Below are 19,818 nucleotides of genomic sequence, written 5' to 3'. Positions count from 1 at the left end.
GTTCAATAGTAGCAACTGATATGAATGTATCTGATATAGAAGCAACAAATGCCGCTTCATATACAGGCCAGTTCAACAAGACTCTTGAGAGTGGAAAGACATATGTATTCGGTTATACAACAATAGTCGGTGCATTTAAGGTAACAGTAAAAGATGCAAGAGATAACTCTATAGTAACAAGACTTACTCTTAGCAGTACAAATACAGTTAGTGATTTTGAATCACTTTATAGAAGCGCAATACAGTCAGACTATGTAGACAATGACGGTATTACATGGCATTACGAGGGATTAAGTAAGGACAGAGGAATGTATGATCCTTATGATCCGACTCTTCGTGTAACAGCGGATGAGACAATCTATGTTTACTATTCAAATGATAAGGCTGAGCGTAGAAAAGCTGAGGCTGATTTAAAGGCGGCTATTAAGAATGCAAACAATCAGTTAAATAGAATCAACGATCCTGTAAAGAGAGCAGCACTTCAGGCGGCTATTAATGCAGCACAGGCTGTAATTGACAGAATAAACAGAAAGTCATCTACACCTGAGCTAATAGCAGCTCTTCAGGCACTTAATGATGCAGTGGTTGATGCAGGCGGAAGAACACATGGTCGTGGCGGTCGTGGCGGTTCAGGCGGAGGCTCAGGCTCATCGGGAAGAAAGTCCGGCGGACAAACAGCAGGTCTTAGAGTAGGCTACGACGGTAACTGGGAGCTTACAAATCCTGTAGAAGCTACAGCAAATCCTGACAGCAGCAAGTGGGTATTCAACCTTGCAAATGGCGGAAGAGCTAAGGGTTGGGCATACTTAAGCTATACTTACGAAGGAAAGACAAAGTCTGAGTGGTATCACTTCGCTGAGGACGGCATCATGGATTCAGGATGGTTCTTAGACGGAAGTACATGGTATTATCTGTCAATGAATCATAACGGATTCTATGGTGAGATGATTAAGGGATGGCATCATGACGGACAGGATGGAAGATGGTATTACCTTGATCCTTCAAGCGGTGCTATGCATACAAACTGGAGCAAGATAGGAGGAGAGTATTACTTCTTGAATCCTACAGCACCTGCACAGACATGGTTCTTTGATAATGTAACAGGCAGATGGAATCATGGTAATGTGAACTCAAGACCTCTTGGTTCAATGTACCAGAATGAAACTACACCTGACGGTTATCATGTAAATGAAAGCGGAGCTTGGAGATAATATATAGTTTATAAAACTTGTGGATTTTTCAGTCCGAAATAAAAAAGGGGAGTCACACGAAAGTGTGGCTCCCTGTTTTTATAATAAAACAGCCACCCGAAGGTGGCCGGAATAATTTATTGATATTATTTATTTTGTTCCGAATATTCTGTCGCCGGCATCTCCAAGTCCGGGACAAATATAAGCGTCTGAATTAAGCTGTCTGTCAAGATGACCTACGTATATCTGTACATCAGGATGAGCCTCTTCAAGAGCTTTAAGTCCTTCAGGTGCGGCTATAATACACATGAATTTTATTTTCTTACCGCCATGCTTTTTGATCTGAGATATGGCATCGATAGCAGAACCGCCTGTTGCAAGCATAGGATCTGTAACAACTATTATTCTCTCCTCAATAGGGTTTGGAAGTTTACAATAATATTCTACAGGTGTATGAGTTTCTTCATCTCTGTAAAGACCTATATGTCCTACCTTTGATGCCGGCACAAGCTGTAAGATACCGTCAACCATACCGAGCCCTGCTCTAAGTATAGGTACTATTGCCATTTTTCTACCTGAAATCATTTCAGTCATACATTTTTCAAGTGGAGTTTCTACTTCAACTTCTTCTGTAGGAAGGTCGTTTAAGGCTTCATATCCCATCAACATTGCAATTTCACCTACAAGAGATCTGAATTCATTGGTTCCTGTGTTCTTATCACGAAGAATTGATATTTTGTGTTGAACCAACGGATGCTTATTAATATAAACTTTTGACATTTTACACCTCAATCTAAAATTTGCTTCCCTTATTATAGAGCAAATAAATACATAAGTACATAGAAAAAATTATTTAGTGCTTGGAGAATATTTTACAAGTACATAGTCACCAAGCTCATGAGAAAGAGGCATGGCTATAAAAATATCACCACCTGATTCGTAAGAGAAAAGCTTTGGAAAACCTTCATTCACATCATTTTTCTTTATAAGAGGAAAATCCGCATCCTCAAGCAAGGCTTTTAGAGTGTCCACAGTTAAATTCTTTTTGTATTCCGTAAAACCGGCTGCCTGCGTGTTTGTAGCATTTTCAAGTTCAACATCATCTGAGAGTATATAGTTTGCAATGGTAAGCGGATCGGCAAAATCTGTAAGCCCGATACTTTCACCTGTATCAAGATTTATATTATTTGTAAAAATAATCTTTTTACTCTCATTTCCTGTTTTAAGTGTTCCGGTGTAAACTATACTCATTCTGTTTCTGCTTTGATTTTTTACATTATACTTTAATTCGGCAGTTGAACCGGCATTTGAAGTAAATGAATCCAAAGCAAGTTTGGCATTATCCTCAATAGCTTTATTTACTGATGATTCTATTTTAGAGTCGATTCCGTTAAGTTTAGGATAAGAGATTTTTGATTTATCCTTGGAATAGCTCTGCGCATTTTCAGTAACACTTGATTTGGAAGATGATTTCTTCTCAGCGGTAGTTGTTTTACCTGATTTTGTTTCAGCTAAAGAGGTGGACTCTTTACTGTCACTTGTAGGTGCAATGGTAGTTGGTGACATAGCGCCGTTAGCACCTTCAGCAGCGGTAGTAGTAGGTGACATGGCACCGTTAGCTTCTGTAGTCATAATACTTTTCAAATCTGAAGTATCCTTACTTTTGCATCCTGCACTTATAACAGGCAATGCAAGAATTGTTAAATATAATAATAGTTTCTTCATTTTACCTCCATCTGATTTGATTTCTTCAAATACATTATACATGAAAACAGGAAAAAGAAATCTTAATTATAAATTAGATTTTAAAAAATATCGCCAATGTAGTTTTCATAATATGTTTGCTTTCATTTTTAAATATGTTAAAATAATGCGAATGAATAGAACAAAATTTAGTTTTGGGGAGATAATATGGCATTTATCAGTGTTTTTGATGTGCTTGGTCCGAATATGATAGGGCCTTCAAGTTCACATACCGCAGGGGCATGTGTAATTGCATTCTTAGCCAGAAAGATGATAGGGGGGAATCCCAAAAAGGTAGAGTTTATACTTTACGGCTCCTTTGCAAAGACTTACAAAGGACATGGTACTGATAGAGCATTGCTTGGCGGACTTATGGGATTTGGCACAGATGATGTAAGAATACGTGATTCATTCAGTATTGCCGCCGAGAGAGGAATAGAGTACAAATTTACACCGAACAGTGAGCTTACCGAGATTCATCCGAATACAGTTGATGTATGTATGGAGGATGAAGACGGGAGAAAGGTTACAGTCAGAGGTGAATCCCTTGGCGGTGGAAAGGTAAGAATAGTAAAGATAGATCAGGTTGATATAGACTTTTCAGGTGAGTACAGTGCCATCATTTTGGTACATCGTGACAGGCCGGGAGTTATAGCATATATCAGTAAGATTTTAAGTGAGCATAATATAAATATTGCATTTATGAAGCTTTACAGAGAGTCAAAGGGAAATAAAGCATATACCATTATAGAATCGGATGAAATGATACCTCCGGATATAAAACCGGGACTGTATAAAAATGAACATATATCACAGGTAATGATAGTTCAATAGGAGAGATTATGGATTTTATTAATGCAAAAGAACTTTTGGAACTTTGTGATAAGAAAAACATGTCGATTGCCGAGATAATGAAAATAAGGGAATGTGACGAGAGTACAAGTTCAAAAGAAGAAATAATAAACAAAATGAAAAGAGTTCTTGAGATTATGAGAGACTCTTCAACTTTACCTATAAATACACCCATAAAATCAATGGGAGGACTTATAGGAGGCGAGGCAAAAAAGCTTAGCGAATATCAAAAGCAGGAGAAAAATATAGGCGGCTCGGTGCTTTCAAAGGCGGTAATGTATGCAATGGCCGTTTTGGAGTGCAATGCCTCCATGGGGCTTATAGTTGCGGCTCCTACAGCCGGTTCATCAGGTGTGGTACCGGGACTGCTGCTGGCAATGCAGGATGTATATTCATTTCCGGATGAGAAAATAATAGATGCATTGTTTACGGCCGGGGCAATAGGATATCTTGCAATGAGAAATGCCACCGTAGCCGGAGCTGTGGGCGGTTGTCAGGCGGAGATGGGAGTAGCGGCTGCCATGGCGGCTGCAGGTGCGGTTGAACTGATGGGTGGAAGTCCTTCTCAATGTTTGGATGCATCATCAACGGTGATTATGAATATGCTGGGATTGGTATGCGACCCTGTAGGGGGTCTTGTAGAGTATCCATGCCAAAACAGGAATGCTTCAGGAGTGGCAAATGCATTGGTGGCTGCAGAGCTGACAATGGCGGGAATAAAACAGCTTATACCTTTTGATGAAATGCTTGATACAATGTATAAAGTAGGCAAGAGAATGCCGGTAGAACTTAGAGAAACGGCGCTTGGAGGATGTGCAGTGACAAAAAGCGCGTGTGATGCCTGCGGAGGTTGCAGCTAAAAATGCGATTACCCGATATAACTACATATCGGGTAATCGCTTATTTTAATTATTTATTATATTTATAGAATCCTTCACCTGCATTTATACCTGTTTTACCTTCTGAAATATATTTTTCAAGAACAGCTTTTATTTTACCTTGAACAGTACCTGGATCCTTTGAAAGCGGATCGTTTGATACTACATTAAGGGCTGTATTTAAACCGATTATATCAAGAATCTGGAAAGGACCGTAGGGTGATCCTGTGCCCAGTCTCCATGTAAGATCAATGGTAGCAGGATCTGCGACTTCCTTTGCAAGCAGCATCTGTCCGGCATTTAAGAAAGGTATCAGCATGGAATTTAGTATATATCCGGGTTGTTCTTTAGTAAGGCGAAGCGGAATCATTTTAATATCCGATGCAAACTTTGCTACAGCCTCATATGCATCCTTGTCTGTACCGTCATGCCCCATAATCTCGGCAGTATTGCTTATCCATATATTGTTTGCAAAGTGAATAGCCAGATATTTTTCGGGCCTGCTAAGGCAATCGCGGAATTGGCTTGGAATCATACTTGAAGAGTTTGTGGCAACTATTGTCTTTTCCTCAAGATGTGGATCCAAAGCCTTATAAAATTCCTTCTTTGCTTCAGGATTTTCAGCCATGCTTTCAATTATAAGATCTGTATCCTTACAAGCCTCTTCGAAACTTGTAGTAAGAACTATTTCTTTGTAGGCTTTTTCTGTAGATTCCAGAAGCTTATCTATATCCGATTCTGTAAGTGATCCGGAATCAGGAGCCAAACCTCTTGGCAATGAGACCCCCGAACCAATACTTTTCTTAGCCTCACTTAATGTACTCTTGTAAATATTATATAATCTATCCAATTTCGGCTTTGTTCTTCCTATGGACTCTTCACTTCTGAGCCAAATCTTTACATTGAAACCGCAAAAAGCTGATTGAAAAGCTATCTGTGAACCAAGTACGCCACCGCCTGCAACTGTTATATTTTTCATATTACCTCCTTAATATCCCATATAAAGGACAAAGATTATTGTAAATGTACAATATTTAATTGTATAAAATATTATAACACTTTTATATAATTTTGGGAATATATTTTACCGTACTGTTAAAGTTTTAAACTTTAATTTTATGAAAATATAGTATATAATGTACCGGTAAATTGTAAGAGGTTTAAGGAGGTTATAAATGGGTAAGCAACCGAAAAAACGAAACAGTGGTAACACTTTGGGGCTCTGTTTAATGATTTTGGCCGCTGTTATTACTATTATAATAGCTTTTCCGGTTACTGATGGTATCAGAAAGACTATAAAAGATAATATCAAATATATTGCCGGTACATATTCCGCCACGGAAAAGGGATTTGGAGGCAAAGTAAAAGCCATAGTAACAGTCGGAGATAACGGAATAGAAGATATTTCATTTGAAGGGTCTAAGGAAACTCCGGATATAGGAGGAGCTGCTGTTGAAAAACTCAATGCACAGATGAAAACAGCGCTTGATACCGAGATTGACTCTGTAAGCGGTGCAACAGTTACTTCCACAGCTTTGAAAAGAGCGTTGAAAAAGGCTTTACTGAAGGCTCGAGGTAAAGAAGTTAAAGAAAATATGGAAGTAAAGTCTGCAGATATTGTGGTAATAGGTGCAGGCGGTGCAGGAATGAGTGCGGCGATAGAAGCGGCACAAAAAGGCGCTACAAATGTAGTTATTTTGGAGAAGATGCCTTTTACAGGCGGTAACACCGTAAGGGCTACAGGCGGTTTGAACGCTTCTGAAACTCAGTATCAAAAAAGAGACGGTATAGAGGACAGCAATGATTTGTTCTATGAAGATACAATGAAGGGCGGAAAGAATTTAAACGACCCTGAACTTGTAAGAACATTGGTACAAAATTCGGCTGCAGCAGTTGACTGGGTAAATGAAATCGGCGGAGATCTTTCTGTAGTTGCTCAGTTTGGCGGAGCAAGTGTAAAGAGAATACACAGACCAAGTGATACATCTGCGGTAGGACCTATGCTTGTAAAGACCTTAAACGCAAAGCTTGACGAACTTGGAATTCCTGTTTTACTTGAAACCAAGGCTACAAAGATAATTGCCGATAAGGACGGTAAGATAACAGGAGTGGAAGCCGAGGATGAAAACGGAGAGTTTGTTATAAATACCAAGGCTGTTATACTTGCTACAGGAGGTTTCGGAGCAAATCCCGATATGGTGGTAAAATATGCGCCACAGCTTGCAGGATTTATTACAACGAACCATTCAGGCGCTACAGGTGACGGTATAGAAATGGCACTTGAATTGGGAGCCGGACTTACAGATATCGAGCAGATTCAGACTCATCCTACCGTAAATCCGAATACCGCAACAATGTATACAGAGGGTGTTCGCGGTAACGGTGCTATATTGGTAAATGACGATGGAAATCGTTTTGTAAATGAACTTGAGACAAGAGATGTTGTTTCCGCAGCAATACTTAAACAGCCTAATGAAGAGAGTTGGCTTGTTTTTGATACGGCGGTAAGAGAATCACTCAGTGCTATAGAAAAATATATAAATGAGGGAATTATTGTAGAAGCAAATACAATAGAAGAACTTGCTGAAAAAACAGGTATAAACAAAGAGAATCTTGTAGCTACCATGAATAAGTACGCCTCAATGCAGGAAGCAGGTGAGGACAGTGAATTCGGAAGAAAGAGTATGGAAGTACCTCTTACAAAGGCACCTTACTTTGCAGGACTTGCGAAACCTGCTATCCATCATACAATGGGCGGTGTAAAGATAAACACCGAAACTCAGGTTTTAAAAGAAGACGGAAGCGCTATCCCGGGACTTTACGCTGCCGGTGAAGTGGTAGGCGGAGTACACGGAGCCAACAGATTGGGTGGAAATGCCGTGGCGGATATAGTGGTATTCGGACGTATTTCAGGTGATAATGCAAACGGATATGTACTTGCAAACGGCGGAAATACCGAAAGAACCATAGTTGTAGAAAACGAAGATGCAAACTTCGTTCCACAGGATATAAAGACAGATCTTAAAGACGGTTCTTATAAAGGGAGCGCAAAGGGATTTGGCGGAGATGTGGAAGTCACATTTACCGTTAAAAACGGTATAGTAAACGATCTTTCTATAAGCGGAGGAAAGGAAACCGCCGAAATAGGAGGAAAGGCTATGGAGAAAATAAAGAGAAAAATGCAGTCAAGCGGTGAGTTCAAGGTTGACAGCGTATCCGGAGCATCTATTACCTCAAAGGGTGTAAGTGACGCTATAAAGAATACTACATTGCAGTAGTTAAATTTATAAAAAAGCCGATGTCTTTTTGATATCGGCTTTTTATAAATAAAATCTGTCGGTATAAATTATGTTAAAATTATCCAAAAAAAATCATAAATTAACATAGATAAAATAAGTACTTTATGCTAATATTTATATGTTAAGCAACTATAGTGTGCTACAAAGACAGAGTAAGCATTTAGGGGGACAAATTGTTAATAACCAGGGAAATGGACTATGCTGTAAGAATTATTAGAGCATTAAAAGAGGGGACAAAAGTTTCGGCAACTGAGGTGGCTAAAAAAGAACATTTACCACAAGCTATTACATATAAAGTTTTAAACAGTCTGTTGAAATCGAAATTGATTGGAAGTATGAGAGGAGTCAACGGCGGATACTATTTAAAATGCGACCTTTCAGATACTACATTGTTTGATATATGCATTGCCTTAGGCGAGGACATGAGTATTACGGAATGTATAAGAGAAGGTTTTGATTGTATCAATAACAGATGCGGAGAATGTATGCTGAACAAAGAGTTTACAAGAATACAAAGCGCATTGAACAGAGAATTACAGAAAACCACTTTGGATAAACTTTTATAGGTTTATCCTTTTTTATTTGTGAAGAATTGTAAAAAATCTAATTGTTAAAAAGCTTTAAAGTGCTATAATATTTTTATAAGTTAAAAATATAAGGAGGCAGATTATGATAAATAGAATATATCTTGCAGGCGGTTGCTTTTGGGGTGTTGAAGGATATTTTAAAAGAATTAAAGGAGTAATGGATACGACTTGCGGCTATGCAAACGGAAACACGGAAAATCCAAGCTATGAGGAGGTTTGCAGGCACAATACAGGACATGCGGAAGCGGTTTTGATTGATTATGACGAGAGTGTGTTAAGCCTTGAGGACTTACTTATTTATTATTTTAGAATAATAGATCCGGTCAGTGTAAACAGACAGGGAAATGATGTGGGAACACAGTACAGAACAGGAATTTATTATACAGATGAAGCTCAATTACCGGTAATAAATAAGGCAATTGAGAGAGAGCAAAGAAAGTATGGAGAAAGAATCGCTGTAGAAGTATTGCCGATTGAAAACTTTTATACTGCGGAAGAGTATCATCAAGATTACCTTGATAAAAATCCCAACGGATACTGTCATATAAATCTTGCTTGGGCAAATGAGCCTATAGTGAGGTCTGAAGAATATAAAAAGGATGATGATGAGGTTTTAAAAAACAGACTTAGCGCTCTACAATATGATGTAACTATGAATGCCGCTACCGAGAGACCTTTTGACAATGAATTTAACTCAAATTTTGAAAAAGGTATATATGTGGATATTACATCAGGTGAGCCGTTATTCTTTTCTACGGATAAGTTTGAATCCGGATGCGGTTGGCCAAGTTTTTCAAAGCCTATACAAAAGGATTTGGTACATTACAAAGAGGATTTAAGCCTTGGAAGAAGAAGGATTGAGGTAAGGAGTAATAATGCCGATATTCACCTTGGACATGTGTTTAATGACGGCCCAAGTGAGCTTGGCGGATTAAGATATTGCATTAATTCTGCGGCACTTAGATTTATTCCTTTGGATAAAATGGAAGAAGAGGGTTACGGTTATCTGATAGAGTACGTTTCTTAAGTAAATTGTCCTTGTAAAAAAGCATTTAAAATGTTAGTCTAAACAAAGAAAAATAAAGGGGATGAATATGACTGACAATTTTAAATACGGTGAAGAGACGAAACTTGAAAAGACAAATGAAAAGAGAGCTAATTTTTCAGGAGGCCTTGGATATATCTTGGCAGTGGCAGGCTCTGCGGTAGGACTTGGAAATATCTGGAGATTTCCGTATCTGGCGGCAAAGTACGGTGGAGGAATGTTTTTATTGACCTACCTTGTACTTACTCTTACATTCGGATATGCAATGATTATGTCCGAGACTACCATAGGCAGAATGACAAAGAGAAGTGCAATAGGTGCATTCAATCAGTTTGGAAACAGCAAGATACTTAAGGTGGGCGGATTCATAAATGCGATAGTACCTGTACTTATTGTGCCTTATTACAGTGTAATAGGAGGCTGGGTAGTAAAATACCTGGTAGAGTATATAAAGGGAAATGTATCGGGGCTTGCAAGTGACGGATATTTCGGCAGCTTTATAGGGGATACAAAGATAGTATTCTTCTGGTTTATTATATTTGCGGTAGCTACTTTTGTGGTAATACTTGGCGGTGTGGAGCAGGGAATTGAGAGAGTGTCAAAAATAATGATGCCTCTGCTTATCATACTTGCAATTATTGTTGCGGCTTATTCGGTTACAAGACCCGGAGCTATGGCCGGAGTGAAATATTTCTTTGTTCCGAACTTCAGTAACTTTTCTTTGATGACGGTGGTTGCGGCACTTGGACAGATGTTTTATTCTCTGTCCATTGCTATGGGTATTTTGTACACCTATGGTTCATATTTGACAAGAGATGTCGATGTGGAGATATCTACTTCAAGAGTGGAGCTTGTGGATACGGGTGTGGCTGTTTTGGCAGGACTTATGGTTATTCCTGCAGTGTTTGCCTTCTCGGGCGGTGACCCTGCAAAGCTTAAGGCCGGACCTTCGCTTATGTTCATTACCTTGCCGAAGGTTTTTGAAAGCATGGGAGCAGGACGCATTGCAGGTATAGGATTTTTCCTGCTTGTGCTTTTGGCTGCACTTACAAGTGCCATATCACTTGTGGAAACCAGTATTTCCACTTTCTGTGACGAGCTTAATTTAAGCAGAAATAAATCTATAATTTTAATGGCTGTGATAATGGTATTTGTCGGAGGCGCTTCTGCGGCAGGATACGGTATATGGGATTTTGTTTTGATATTTAAGATGCCTATACTTGACTTCCTTGATTTCCTTACAAACTCTATTATGATGCCTATAGCGGCACTTGCCACCTGTTATTTGGTGGTAAAAGTGATTACATTAAAGAAAATTGATGATGAAATTTCATATTCTTCAGCATTTAAGAGAAAAAAGCTTTATAATATAGTAATGAGGGTATTTGCACCGATATTTTTAATCGTAATATTGGTGAGTGCAATATTAAATACCTTGGGATTTATCAGCCTGTAAAATCGGCTTAGTCTATGCTCATATTTGACTTTACAAAGAATGGAGTTTTCAATGAAAAAATTGGATGTAGTTGCATTAGGAGAATTATTGATTGATTTTACACCTGCAGGACTGTCTCCTGCAGGAATGAGACTTTTTGAGCAAAATCCGGGAGGAGCACCGGCAAATATGCTGACCGCCGTATCCAGAGTCGGATTAAAAACAGCGTTTATAGGTAAGATAGGTGCCGACATGCATGGAGACTTTTTAAGAAGTGTACTTGACAGTGTCCCTATTGATACAAGCGGATTGATTACCGACCCTTCAGTATTTACCACCTTGGCTTTTGTAAGTCTCTCAATAACAGGAGAGAGAGCCTTCTCATTTGCAAGAAAGCCGGGAGCGGATACAAGACTCACTATAGATGAGATAAATAAAGATATTCTCTCGGATACAAAAGTATTTCATGTGGGTTCACTTTCTCTTACAGATGAGCCTTCAAGAAGTGCTACATTTGAGGCGGTAAAGCTTGCTAAGGAAGCGGGAGCAATTATATCCTATGACCCCAATTACCGTGAGCCGCTTTGGGACAGTGTGGATAAGGCCATGGAGATGATGAGATTGATGTCTGAGTTTGCGGATATTATGAAAATATCCGATGAAGAAACATCTCTTCTTACACCATATATGGAACCGCTTGAGGCAGGCAAGTACTTGGTGGAAAGAGGAAGAAAACTTGCTGTAGTTACGCTTGGAGAAAAGGGTGCATTGGTCGTTTCAAAAGCGGGATATGTGGAAGTACCGGGATTTAAGAGTAATGTTGTGGATACTACAGGAGCCGGAGATTCCTTCTGGGGAGGTCTGCTTGCAAGATTTTTAAGTGAAAATATGGATCTTGACAATATAACTTCAAAACAGATGTATGATATTGCAAGATTTGGAAATGCTGTAGCAAGTCTTTGTGTGGAAAAAAGAGGCGGAATTGTAAGTATACCTTCACTTGATGAAACTTTAGAGAGGTTAAAGCAATGAAAAATATCGATGTGGCGGTTATAATGGCAGGCGGAAAGGGCAGCAGACTTCGTAGTATAACTAATGATGAAATACCGAAGCCCATGGTGCCTGTGGACGGCAAACCTTTACTTGAATATCAGGTGGAGAAGTTAAAGGCCTATGGAATAAAAAAGATAGTAATGATTGTAGGGCATTTGGGTGAAAAAATTGTAGATCACTTCAAGGATGGAAAAGACTTCGGAGTTGAGATTGACTATATTTTTGAAAAGGAACCGCTTGGTACTGCAGGAGCATTTTATTATTTAAAAGATAAGATAGATGCTAAGGATTTCATGCTTGTTTTCGGAGATGTTTTCTTTGATATGAATTTTGACAGAATGGAAGATTTTCATTTCAAAAATTCAGCCCTGACTACGCTTCTTGCACATCCAAACGGCCATCCGTATGATTCGGATCTTATCCGGACGGATGATACCGGAAGAGTTATAGGATTTGATTCAAAGCATAATGTAAGAGATTACTGGTATGACAATATGGTCAATGCAGGTATGTATATAATTAACAGAAAACTGCTTGACTTGGTAAAAGAACCTGTAAAGACAGATTTTGAAAAGGATATACTTGCAAATCAGGTTAAAATCGGAGCAAATATTTATGCATATCATACACCTGAGTATGTGAAGGATGTAGGTACCGTGGACAGAATAAATGCTACGGTAGAGGAGCTAAAGAGCGGACTTATTCAGTCAAAGAATTTAAAGAATAAGCAAAGAGCGATATTTATTGACAGAGACGGTACTATAAATGTTTCAAAGGGATTTATATCAAAAGCTGATGACCTTGAACTGATCCCGGGAAGCATTGAGGCTATAAAGGCAATAAATAAGAGCGGTGCACTGGCAATAGTTATAACAAATCAACCCGTTATTGCAAGAGGCGAGTGTTCTTTTGAAGAACTTCACAATATTCACAATAAGCTGAAGACTCTTCTTGGTGAAAAGGGAGCTTTTGTAGATGATATTTTCTATTGTCCACATCATCCTGATAAGGGATTTGAGGGTGAAGTGCCTGAACTTAAATTTGACTGTGAATGCAGAAAGCCGAAGACCGGTATGATTGACGAGGCGGTAGAGAAATATAATATAGATCTTTCAAAGTCATATATGGTGGGAGATTCCACAATGGATCTTGAGACGGCAAGAAATGCCGGAGTAAAATCCGTGCTTGTAGATACAGGTTTTGCCGGAAATGACGGCAAATACGACAGAAGCTGCGATATTGAGGCTAAAAATCTCTTTGATGCGGTGGAGAAGATAATTAAAGATTTCAGATAAGAATATTAAAAAAAGAGGCCGGGAATTTTACAATTGTTGCAGCAGTCTAAAAACAACTGCAAATGATTGTAAAATACAGCCTCTAAAGTTTTTTCTACCAAGTACATCTTGCGCTTGCGCCGCATGGCAGGATGAAGTCTGATTTATTTACAGGTAAACCTATTTCCATAGCTTCTATGCTTGCTGCAGGAAGCTTATTTTCTTCTAAAGACTTCTTCATCATATAGGTCAGTACACCGGGGGCCAGACCTGTGGTATATGAGTTGATAAGGAAGAAGAGCGGTTCTTTGCTAAGCAACTGTGTTGTCAGCTTTATAAATTCATATATGGAGTCTTCTATTTTCCATATCTCACCCTTAGGACCTCTTCCGTATGAAGGCGGATCCATTATTATGGCATCATAGGTATTTCCACGTCTTATTTCTCTTTGTACAAATTTTATACAATCATCTACAAGCCATCTTATAGGAGCATTGGAAAGCCCTGAGCTTACCATATTTTCCTTTGCCCAGCCTACCATACCCTTGCTGGCATCTACATGTGTTACATTGGCACCTGCGGCGGCTGCGGCCAGAGTAGCACCACCTGTATATGCAAAAAGGTTAAGCACTTTGATTTCACGGTTTTTATCTGTAGCTTCTTTTATTTTATTATAACTGAAATCCCAGTTTGTAGCCTGTTCAGGGAATACACCTGTATGTTTGAATGTAAAAGGTTTTAGATTAAATGTTATTTTTGATGAAGGCAGTTCATAGTCGATACTCCAGGTGTCAGGAAGATTAAAAAATTCCCAATGTCCGCCACCTGCTTTACTTCTGTGGTAGTGACCGTTTTTCTTCTTCCATGCAGGATGTGTATGCTCCGTATTCCAGAGCACTTGAGGATCGGGTCTTACCAATATATAATCTCCCCATCTCTCAAGCTTTTCGCCGTTTGAAGTATCCAGTATTTCATAGTCATTCCAATTATCTGCAATCCACATAATTTTTCTCTCTGTTTTTTATTATAAAAAATGCCGCTTGGTTGTATTCACAACCTAATACGGCATTGTCTGTACCGGTTAAACCGGCTATTTACTAAAGATATTTAAATAATTCCTGTGCCTCATCTTTTTTGGTGGTTTCCTTTAGGGAAAGTACCTCAAATTTTACAGACTTGCCACCGAATAATACTTCTACAATATCCCCTACTTTTACTTCAGCAGATGCTTTTACGACCTTATCATTGATAAGAACTCTTCCGGCATCACATGCTTCATTGGCTATTGTGCGTCTTTTGATTACTCGTGAAACCTTTAAAAACTTGTCAATACGCATTATTTATTAACAGCATCCTTTAGTGCCTTACCCGGCTTGAACTTTGGAACTACGCTCTCAGCAATCTTCATTGTCTCGCCTGTTCTTGGGTTTCTTCCTTCTCTTGCAGGTCTTACAGATGTTTCAAATGTACCGAAGCCAACAAGCTGGATCTTTTCCTTCTTAGCAAGCTCTTCTGTAACAACTTCTACAAAAGACTTAAGTGTAGCCTCAAGATCCTTCTTTGTAACGGAATTATCCATCTTCTTAGCAATAGCATCGATTAACTCTGTTCTATTCATTTTCTTCCTCCTAAAAATAATGTTCTAAACATTATACTAAAATATTACTGCCGGATTCAGTCGGCAATATAGAATCATTATGAGATATGATACCACTCATAACATAATTTATATAGTCTGTTTAGGCTGATTTGTCAAGAAGAATAAGGCAAAAAAGCCATTTTGTAAGGGTTTTTTCTCTATAAAGTCATTTTATTTAAGAAAAAGTATATTTTTAGTTGACAAAGTATAGTTAAAGGGTGTATTATACTAATACCCCGTGGGGGTGTTTCAGAAAGGAGAAATATGGTAAAAGAAAAATATAATATTACCGGAATGAGTTGTGCCGCCTGCTCCGCCAAAGTGGAGAGAGTGGTAGGCAAGCTTGACGGTGTGGAGAATGTATCTGTAAATCTTTTGACTAATTCCATGCAGGTGGAATATAGGGAAGATAAGCTGAGTTCAAATGATATAATAAAAAATATAGCCGATGCCGGATATGGAGCATCTTTGGCTACAGCTACAAAACAGAAAAAAGAAGAGAAGAGTATAAAAAAGACCAATGATGATGCAATAACTTCTATGAAGTTCAGGTTGAAGGTATCTATAGTATTTTTGGTTATTTTGATGTATTTCAGTATGGGAAGCATGATAGGTTTACCGCTTCCGAAATTCTTATCAGGTGAGGGTAATCCGGTAGGCTTTGCCCTGACACAGCTTTTACTGGTACTGCCTGTAATGTATGTAAACAGAAAGTATTATATAAGCGGATTTAAATCTCTTTTCCATCTTTCACCGAATATGGATACACTTATTGCGGTAGGTACAGTTGCCGCATTTACATATGGAGTAATTGCAATCTATGTAATGGGTTATGCACTTAATAATGCAGATATGCATACAGTGACGGAATACAGAATGAATCTTTATTTTGAATCTGTGTCCATGATATTGACTCTTATTACTTTAGGAAAATTTTTTGAAACAGGTTCAAAAGCAAGAACAACAGATGCAATATCAAAGCTTATAGATTTATCACCGAAGAGGGCAAATGTACTTCGTGACGGTGTAGAGGAGAACATACTTACAGAAGATGTTGTAGTGGGAGATATTGTAATAGTCAGACCCGGTGAGAGCATTCCGGTAGACGGAATGATAATTGAGGGCAGTACGAGTGTGGATGAGAGTGCCATTACAGGTGAGAGTATACCTGTGCAAAAGGAGAAAGGCGATAAGCTTATAGCCGCAACTATAAATAAAAACGGTAGTGTAAGAATAAAAGCCACAGAGGTAGGTGAGGATACCGCTATTTCAAGGATAATTGCTTTGGTGGAAGAGGCTTCATCATCAAAAGCGCCTATTGCCAAGATGGCTGATAAGGTCGCAGGAGTATTTGTACCGGTTGTTATGGGAATTTCACTCATAACATTCATAGTATGGCTGGCACTGGGATATGATTTTTCATTTGCTCTAAACTGTGCCATAGCGGTACTTGTTATATCCTGTCCATGTTCACTTGGACTTGCAACACCTGTAGCGATAATGGTGGGTACAGGAAAGGGTGCTGAAAACGGAATACTTATTAAATCTGCCGATGCACTTGAGACAACTCACAGTATTGATACTGTAGTACTTGATAAGACAGGTACCGTAACAGAGGGTAAGCCTGTAGTTACAGATATTTTGGCATTTGATACAGACGAGAATGAATTTTTAAAACTGGCTGCGGGAGTTGAGAGTGCTTCGGAGCATCCTTTAGCTGAGGCTATTGTAGAAAAGGCTAAGGAAAAGAGTTTTGAGATTGTTTCACCTACAGAGTTTCAGGCGATATCCGGAAGAGGTATTGTTGCAAGTGTAAGCGGTTCAAAAATTATTGCCGGAAATGAGCAGGCTATAAAAGAACAGTATGGAAACAGTGAAAACTTTATGGAAGTATTTAAAAAGGGAAATGAACTTGCCTCTCAGGGTAAGACACCGATGTACTTTGGTAAAGACGGCAAACTGCTTGGAATTATTGCAGTTGCGGATACAATAAAAAAAGACAGTAAGGAAGCTATACAGGCTCTTAAAAACAGAAATATTGATGTTGTATTGCTTACAGGTGATCATAAAAACACTGCAATGGCTATAGCAAAGGAAGCAGGCATTAAAAAGGTTATTGCCGAAGTTTTACCTACCGATAAGGAAGAACATATCAGAAAGCTTATGGAAGCAGGTCATAAGGTGGCAATGGTCGGTGACGGTATCAATGATTCGCCTGCACTTGCAAGAGCGGATGTAGGTATTGCAATAGGTGCAGGTACGGATATCGCTATAGAGAGTGCGGATATAGTATTGATGCACAGCTCATTAAAGGATGTGGCCACAGCAATTGATTTAAGTAAGGCTGTAATCAGAAATATAAAGCAGAATCTTTTCTGGGCATTCTTTTATAATTCAATAGGAATTCCACTGGCTGCAGGAGTATTTTATCTAAGCCTGGGATGGAAGCTCAGTCCTATGTTCGGAGCAGCGGCAATGGGAATGAGCAGTGTATGTGTGGTAAGCAATGCACTTAGACTTAGAGCATTTAAGCCAAAGGAAATAAAGAAAAACAATGTAGAAAATGATGAGATAGAACTCATTGAAAATAATAGAAAAGAGGATAAAAATATGACAACAGTAATTAATGTAAACGGAATGATGTGTGAGCATTGTAAGGCAACTGTGGAGAAAGTGACAAGAGGTGTAGAAGGTGTGAGCAATTCACTGGTGAATTTGGACGCAAAAAATGTTACAATAGAGCATAGTGCCGATACAGACTTGGAGAAGGTGAAAAAAGCTATTACAGATGCAGGCTATGAGGTAGTATAATGAGAGCCGATTCTAAGACTGTTTTAAGGCAGTTAAAGACCGCCAAAGGACAGCTTGAGGGCATAATAAAGATGGTGGAAGAGGACAGATATTGTATTGATATATCAAATCAGGTTCTTGCCACCAGAGCTCTTCTTGAAAGGACAAACCGTATTATTTTGGAAGCCCATATAGAGGGTTGCATTTTGGATGCGGCAGCTACAGGCAGTGAGGAAGAGAGAAAAGATAAGATATCTGAGCTGTCAAATATGATAAAGAAGATGACGAAATAATGGAAAGAGAAATTCTTTATATAATAGACGGGGAGTATAAGGATATTCAAGGCTATTTAAAAGCAAAGGGATATTCAGCCTCAAATATTATAGACCTGAAGAAATACGAAAACGGTATAATGCTCAATGGAGTTTGGGCTTATATGAATCAGAAGCCGGCGGTAAATGACCGGCTTCTTGTGCGTGTATGTGAAAATAAAAAGAGCGAAAATATAGTACCTGTGGATATTAAGCTTGATATAAAATATGAGGATGATGATATTATAGTTATAAATAAGAGCAATGATATGCCGATTCATCCAAGTCTTAACAATTATGAGAACTCACTTGCAAACGCTCTTATGCATTATTATAAAGGCAAAAACTTTGTTTTCAGATGCATTAACAGACTTGATAAGGACACTACGGGACTTACAATAGTGGCAAAGCATTTCTTAAGTGCCGGTATTTTAAATATTGCTATGCAAAACAGGCAGATAAAAAGAGTGTATAATGCTATAGTAAAAGATGACGGCAGATTGCCTGATGAGGGTACTGTTGACTTGCCGATAGCCAGAGAAGATGATACCTTGATAAAAAGAAAAGTAAGCCCTGACGGTCAAAGGGCGGTGACATATTTTAAAGTATTGCAAAGATTTGAAAAATATTCTTTAATAGAGCTTAGACTCAAAACAGGCAGAACACATCAGATACGTGTACATATGAGTCATATAGGTGCACCGCTTGTAGGAGATTATTTGTATAATGAAGATGATTACGGTAAAAATTTTGTAAGACCGCTCCTACATTCAAAAAGCCTTGAATTTATACATCCTATAACAGGTGAGAGAATGTATTTGGAATGTGATTTACCAATAGATTTTAAAGAAAAGATAGGAAAGAATTATGTTTAGAATAGAATACCCACATCTTGATATGAGAAAGATTGCAGACAGCGGACAGATATTTAGATTTAATATTTATGAGGATGAATTCAGTCTTGTGGCAGGTGATAAGCTGCTGTTTATAAAAGAGGACGGGGACGGATATATACTCTCTTGCAGTGAAGAGGAGTTTAATAATTTTTGGCTGGATTATTTTGACCTTAGACTTGATTATAAAGAGTATGAGAAGAATATTCCAAAGAGCGATCTGTTTTTAATAAATGCGACAGAATATTCATATGGAATTCGTATATTAAATCAGGATAAATGGGAAATGCTTATATCATTTATTATTTCACAAAGAAAGAGTATACCGGCTATTAAATCATCGGTTGAAAAGCTTTCAAAGGTCTACGGAAAAAAAATAGATATGCAGGTTCCTGATTTTATAAAAAACATTGATCCTGATACGGAATTTTACAGCTTTCCAACCCCTGAGGCTTTAGCAAATGCAAGTATTGACGAGTTAAATGCCTGCTCACTCGGATACCGAAGCCCATATATAGAGTCGACTGCAAAGGCGGTATTCAGAAAAGATATAGAACTTGAGGCACTTGCAAAGCTTAACGATACGGAACTTTTAGCCGCTTTAATGAGTCTTAAGGGAGTCGGTATAAAGGTGGCAAACTGTGTGGCATTATTCGGTTATCACAGAATTGCGGCCTTTCCTATAGATGTATGGATAAAGAGAATGATTGATGAGCACTATGACGGAGAATTCCCACTGGAGCTTTATGAAGGCTATGCAGGTGTTATTCAACAATATATTTTCTATTATGGCAGAGAAAGTGTGAAACATAGTAGTAATTAGCATAGA

18 protein-coding genes and 1 pseudogene are annotated in these 19,818 nt (G+C 38.5%); 13 read left to right on the top strand and 6 right to left on the bottom strand.

Going from position 1 to position 19,818, the window contains the following annotated elements; genetic code table 11:
- A pseudogene (locus tag HMPREF1140_RS04465) lies at nt 1–1,211 on the top strand (N-acetylmuramoyl-L-alanine amidase family protein); the annotation flags it as partial.
- A 129-nt stretch (nt 1,212–1,340) separates the two neighbouring features.
- On the opposite strand, the gene upp reads toward HMPREF1140_RS04465, so the two are convergent.
- Together upp and HMPREF1140_RS04455 are read right to left on the bottom strand one after the other, a co-directional pair.
- The gene (gene upp / locus HMPREF1140_RS04460) at nt 1,341–1,970 is read right to left on the bottom strand and encodes a uracil phosphoribosyltransferase (RefSeq protein ID WP_009662683.1); all 630 of its coding nucleotides are present in this window, start codon (nt 1,968–1,970) and stop codon (nt 1,341–1,343) included.
- A 69-nt stretch (nt 1,971–2,039) separates the two neighbouring features.
- Nucleotides 2,040–2,915, bottom strand: coding sequence for a hypothetical protein (locus HMPREF1140_RS04455; protein WP_009662585.1), 876 nt, complete (start codon nt 2,913–2,915; stop codon nt 2,040–2,042).
- A 186-nt stretch (nt 2,916–3,101) separates the two neighbouring features.
- Between HMPREF1140_RS04455 and sdaAB the strand changes: the two genes are divergently transcribed.
- Together sdaAB and sdaAA are read left to right on the top strand one after the other, a co-directional pair.
- Entirely contained in the window at nt 3,102–3,767 is a 666-nt protein-coding gene (gene sdaAB / locus HMPREF1140_RS04450; protein WP_009662403.1) for an L-serine ammonia-lyase, iron-sulfur-dependent subunit beta, read from the top strand.
- An 8-nt stretch (nt 3,768–3,775) separates the two neighbouring features.
- A complete protein-coding gene (gene sdaAA, locus HMPREF1140_RS04445) occupies nt 3,776–4,645 on the top strand; it encodes an L-serine ammonia-lyase, iron-sulfur-dependent, subunit alpha (protein ID WP_009662642.1) in 870 nt (289 codons plus the stop codon).
- Nucleotides 4,646–4,694: 49 nt separating this feature from the next.
- Here sdaAA and HMPREF1140_RS04440 read toward each other — a convergent pair whose 3' ends face one another.
- Nucleotides 4,695–5,642, bottom strand: coding sequence for a 3-hydroxyacyl-CoA dehydrogenase (locus HMPREF1140_RS04440; protein WP_009662621.1), 948 nt, complete (start codon nt 5,640–5,642; stop codon nt 4,695–4,697).
- Between the two features lie 196 nt (nt 5,643–5,838).
- Between HMPREF1140_RS04440 and HMPREF1140_RS04435 the strand changes: the two genes are divergently transcribed.
- The 6 genes from HMPREF1140_RS04435 to HMPREF1140_RS04410 all read left to right on the top strand — a co-directional run bounded on the left by HMPREF1140_RS04435 (nt 5,839) and on the right by HMPREF1140_RS04410 (nt 13,377).
- On the top strand, nt 5,839–7,941 hold the full coding sequence (locus HMPREF1140_RS04435; protein WP_009662514.1) for a flavocytochrome c: 2,103 nt from the start codon (nt 5,839–5,841) through the stop codon (nt 7,939–7,941).
- A 194-nt stretch (nt 7,942–8,135) separates the two neighbouring features.
- Entirely contained in the window at nt 8,136–8,528 is a 393-nt protein-coding gene (locus tag HMPREF1140_RS04430; RefSeq protein ID WP_007591068.1) for an RrF2 family transcriptional regulator, read from the top strand.
- Nucleotides 8,529–8,631: 103 nt separating this feature from the next.
- Complete coding sequence (msrB, locus tag HMPREF1140_RS04425; RefSeq protein ID WP_009662717.1) at nt 8,632–9,576, top strand: peptide-methionine (R)-S-oxide reductase MsrB; 945 nt, start codon at nt 8,632–8,634, stop codon at nt 9,574–9,576.
- A gap of 67 nt (nt 9,577–9,643) precedes the next feature.
- Complete coding sequence (locus HMPREF1140_RS04420) at nt 9,644–11,050, top strand: sodium-dependent transporter (protein WP_009662470.1); 1,407 nt, start codon at nt 9,644–9,646, stop codon at nt 11,048–11,050.
- 51 nt (nt 11,051–11,101) lie between these two features.
- Nucleotides 11,102–12,061, top strand: a complete 960-nt coding sequence (locus HMPREF1140_RS04415; protein ID WP_009662535.1) for a carbohydrate kinase family protein — start codon at nt 11,102–11,104, stop codon at nt 12,059–12,061.
- Nucleotides 12,058–13,377 carry an HAD-IIIA family hydrolase gene (locus HMPREF1140_RS04410; RefSeq protein ID WP_009662653.1) on the top strand — a complete coding sequence of 440 codons (1,320 nt, stop codon included), beginning with the start codon at nt 12,058–12,060 and terminating at the stop codon, nt 13,375–13,377. Before HMPREF1140_RS04415 ends, HMPREF1140_RS04410 begins: the two co-directional genes overlap by 4 nt.
- A gap of 94 nt (nt 13,378–13,471) precedes the next feature.
- On the opposite strand, the gene HMPREF1140_RS04405 is transcribed toward HMPREF1140_RS04410, so the two are convergent.
- The 3 genes from HMPREF1140_RS04405 to HMPREF1140_RS04395 all read right to left on the bottom strand — a co-directional run bounded on the left by HMPREF1140_RS04405 (nt 13,472) and on the right by HMPREF1140_RS04395 (nt 14,992).
- Nucleotides 13,472–14,359, bottom strand: coding sequence for a class I SAM-dependent methyltransferase (locus HMPREF1140_RS04405; RefSeq protein WP_009662637.1), 888 nt, complete (start codon nt 14,357–14,359; stop codon nt 13,472–13,474).
- Nucleotides 14,360–14,453: 94 nt separating this feature from the next.
- Nucleotides 14,454–14,693, bottom strand: coding sequence for an RNA-binding S4 domain-containing protein (locus tag HMPREF1140_RS04400; RefSeq protein ID WP_007591079.1), 240 nt, complete (start codon nt 14,691–14,693; stop codon nt 14,454–14,456).
- Entirely contained in the window at nt 14,693–14,992 is a 300-nt protein-coding gene (locus HMPREF1140_RS04395) for an HU family DNA-binding protein (protein WP_255347314.1), read from the bottom strand. Before HMPREF1140_RS04395 ends, HMPREF1140_RS04400 begins: the two co-directional genes overlap by 1 nt.
- 267 nt (nt 14,993–15,259) lie before the next feature.
- On the opposite strand from HMPREF1140_RS04395, the gene HMPREF1140_RS04390 reads away from it, so the two are divergent.
- The 4 genes from HMPREF1140_RS04390 to HMPREF1140_RS04375 are packed head-to-tail and all read left to right on the top strand — an operon-like array spanning nt 15,260 to nt 19,812.
- Nucleotides 15,260–17,806, top strand: coding sequence for a heavy metal translocating P-type ATPase (locus tag HMPREF1140_RS04390; RefSeq protein ID WP_009662559.1), 2,547 nt, complete (start codon nt 15,260–15,262; stop codon nt 17,804–17,806).
- Nucleotides 17,806–18,078, top strand: coding sequence for a metal-sensing transcriptional repressor (locus tag HMPREF1140_RS04385; RefSeq protein WP_009662435.1), 273 nt, complete (start codon nt 17,806–17,808; stop codon nt 18,076–18,078). Before HMPREF1140_RS04390 ends, HMPREF1140_RS04385 begins: the two co-directional genes overlap by 1 nt.
- Nucleotides 18,078–18,971, top strand: coding sequence for an RluA family pseudouridine synthase (locus tag HMPREF1140_RS04380; protein WP_009662712.1), 894 nt, complete (start codon nt 18,078–18,080; stop codon nt 18,969–18,971). Before HMPREF1140_RS04385 ends, HMPREF1140_RS04380 begins: the two co-directional genes overlap by 1 nt.
- Nucleotides 18,964–19,812, top strand: coding sequence for a DNA-3-methyladenine glycosylase family protein (locus HMPREF1140_RS04375; RefSeq protein ID WP_009662613.1), 849 nt, complete (start codon nt 18,964–18,966; stop codon nt 19,810–19,812). The genes HMPREF1140_RS04380 and HMPREF1140_RS04375 overlap by 8 nt, the downstream gene beginning before the upstream one ends.
- Nucleotides 19,813–19,818 lie beyond the last annotated feature (6 nt).

Source organism: Lachnoanaerobaculum sp. ICM7, assembly GCF_000287675.1.
Taxonomy (GTDB): domain Bacteria; phylum Bacillota; class Clostridia; order Lachnospirales; family Lachnospiraceae; genus Lachnoanaerobaculum.
The sequence above is the reverse complement of the archived record's forward strand: the minus strand, read 5'-3'. Positions and strand labels throughout refer to the sequence as shown.

Coding starts and splice junctions, on each gene's coding strand:
- upp (WP_009662683.1), bottom strand. CDS start 1,970: ATGTCAAAAGTTTATATTAATAAGCATCCGTTGGTTCAACACAAAATA.
- HMPREF1140_RS04455 (WP_009662585.1), bottom strand. CDS start 2,915: ATGAAGAAACTATTATTATATTTAACAATTCTTGCATTGCCTGTTATA.
- sdaAB (WP_009662403.1), top strand. CDS start 3,102: ATGGCATTTATCAGTGTTTTTGATGTGCTTGGTCCGAATATGATAGGG.
- sdaAA (WP_009662642.1), top strand. CDS start 3,776: ATGGATTTTATTAATGCAAAAGAACTTTTGGAACTTTGTGATAAGAAA.
- HMPREF1140_RS04440 (WP_009662621.1), bottom strand. CDS start 5,642: ATGAAAAATATAACAGTTGCAGGCGGTGGCGTACTTGGTTCACAGATA.
- HMPREF1140_RS04435 (WP_009662514.1), top strand. CDS start 5,839: ATGGGTAAGCAACCGAAAAAACGAAACAGTGGTAACACTTTGGGGCTC.
- msrB (WP_009662717.1), top strand. CDS start 8,632: ATGATAAATAGAATATATCTTGCAGGCGGTTGCTTTTGGGGTGTTGAA.
- HMPREF1140_RS04420 (WP_009662470.1), top strand. CDS start 9,644: ATGACTGACAATTTTAAATACGGTGAAGAGACGAAACTTGAAAAGACA.
- HMPREF1140_RS04415 (WP_009662535.1), top strand. CDS start 11,102: ATGAAAAAATTGGATGTAGTTGCATTAGGAGAATTATTGATTGATTTT.
- HMPREF1140_RS04410 (WP_009662653.1), top strand. CDS start 12,058: ATGAAAAATATCGATGTGGCGGTTATAATGGCAGGCGGAAAGGGCAGC.
- HMPREF1140_RS04405 (WP_009662637.1), bottom strand. CDS start 14,359: ATGTGGATTGCAGATAATTGGAATGACTATGAAATACTGGATACTTCA.
- HMPREF1140_RS04400 (WP_007591079.1), bottom strand. CDS start 14,693: ATGCGTATTGACAAGTTTTTAAAGGTTTCACGAGTAATCAAAAGACGC.
- HMPREF1140_RS04390 (WP_009662559.1), top strand. CDS start 15,260: ATGGTAAAAGAAAAATATAATATTACCGGAATGAGTTGTGCCGCCTGC.
- HMPREF1140_RS04385 (WP_009662435.1), top strand. CDS start 17,806: ATGAGAGCCGATTCTAAGACTGTTTTAAGGCAGTTAAAGACCGCCAAA.
- HMPREF1140_RS04380 (WP_009662712.1), top strand. CDS start 18,078: ATGGAAAGAGAAATTCTTTATATAATAGACGGGGAGTATAAGGATATT.
- HMPREF1140_RS04375 (WP_009662613.1), top strand. CDS start 18,964: ATGTTTAGAATAGAATACCCACATCTTGATATGAGAAAGATTGCAGAC.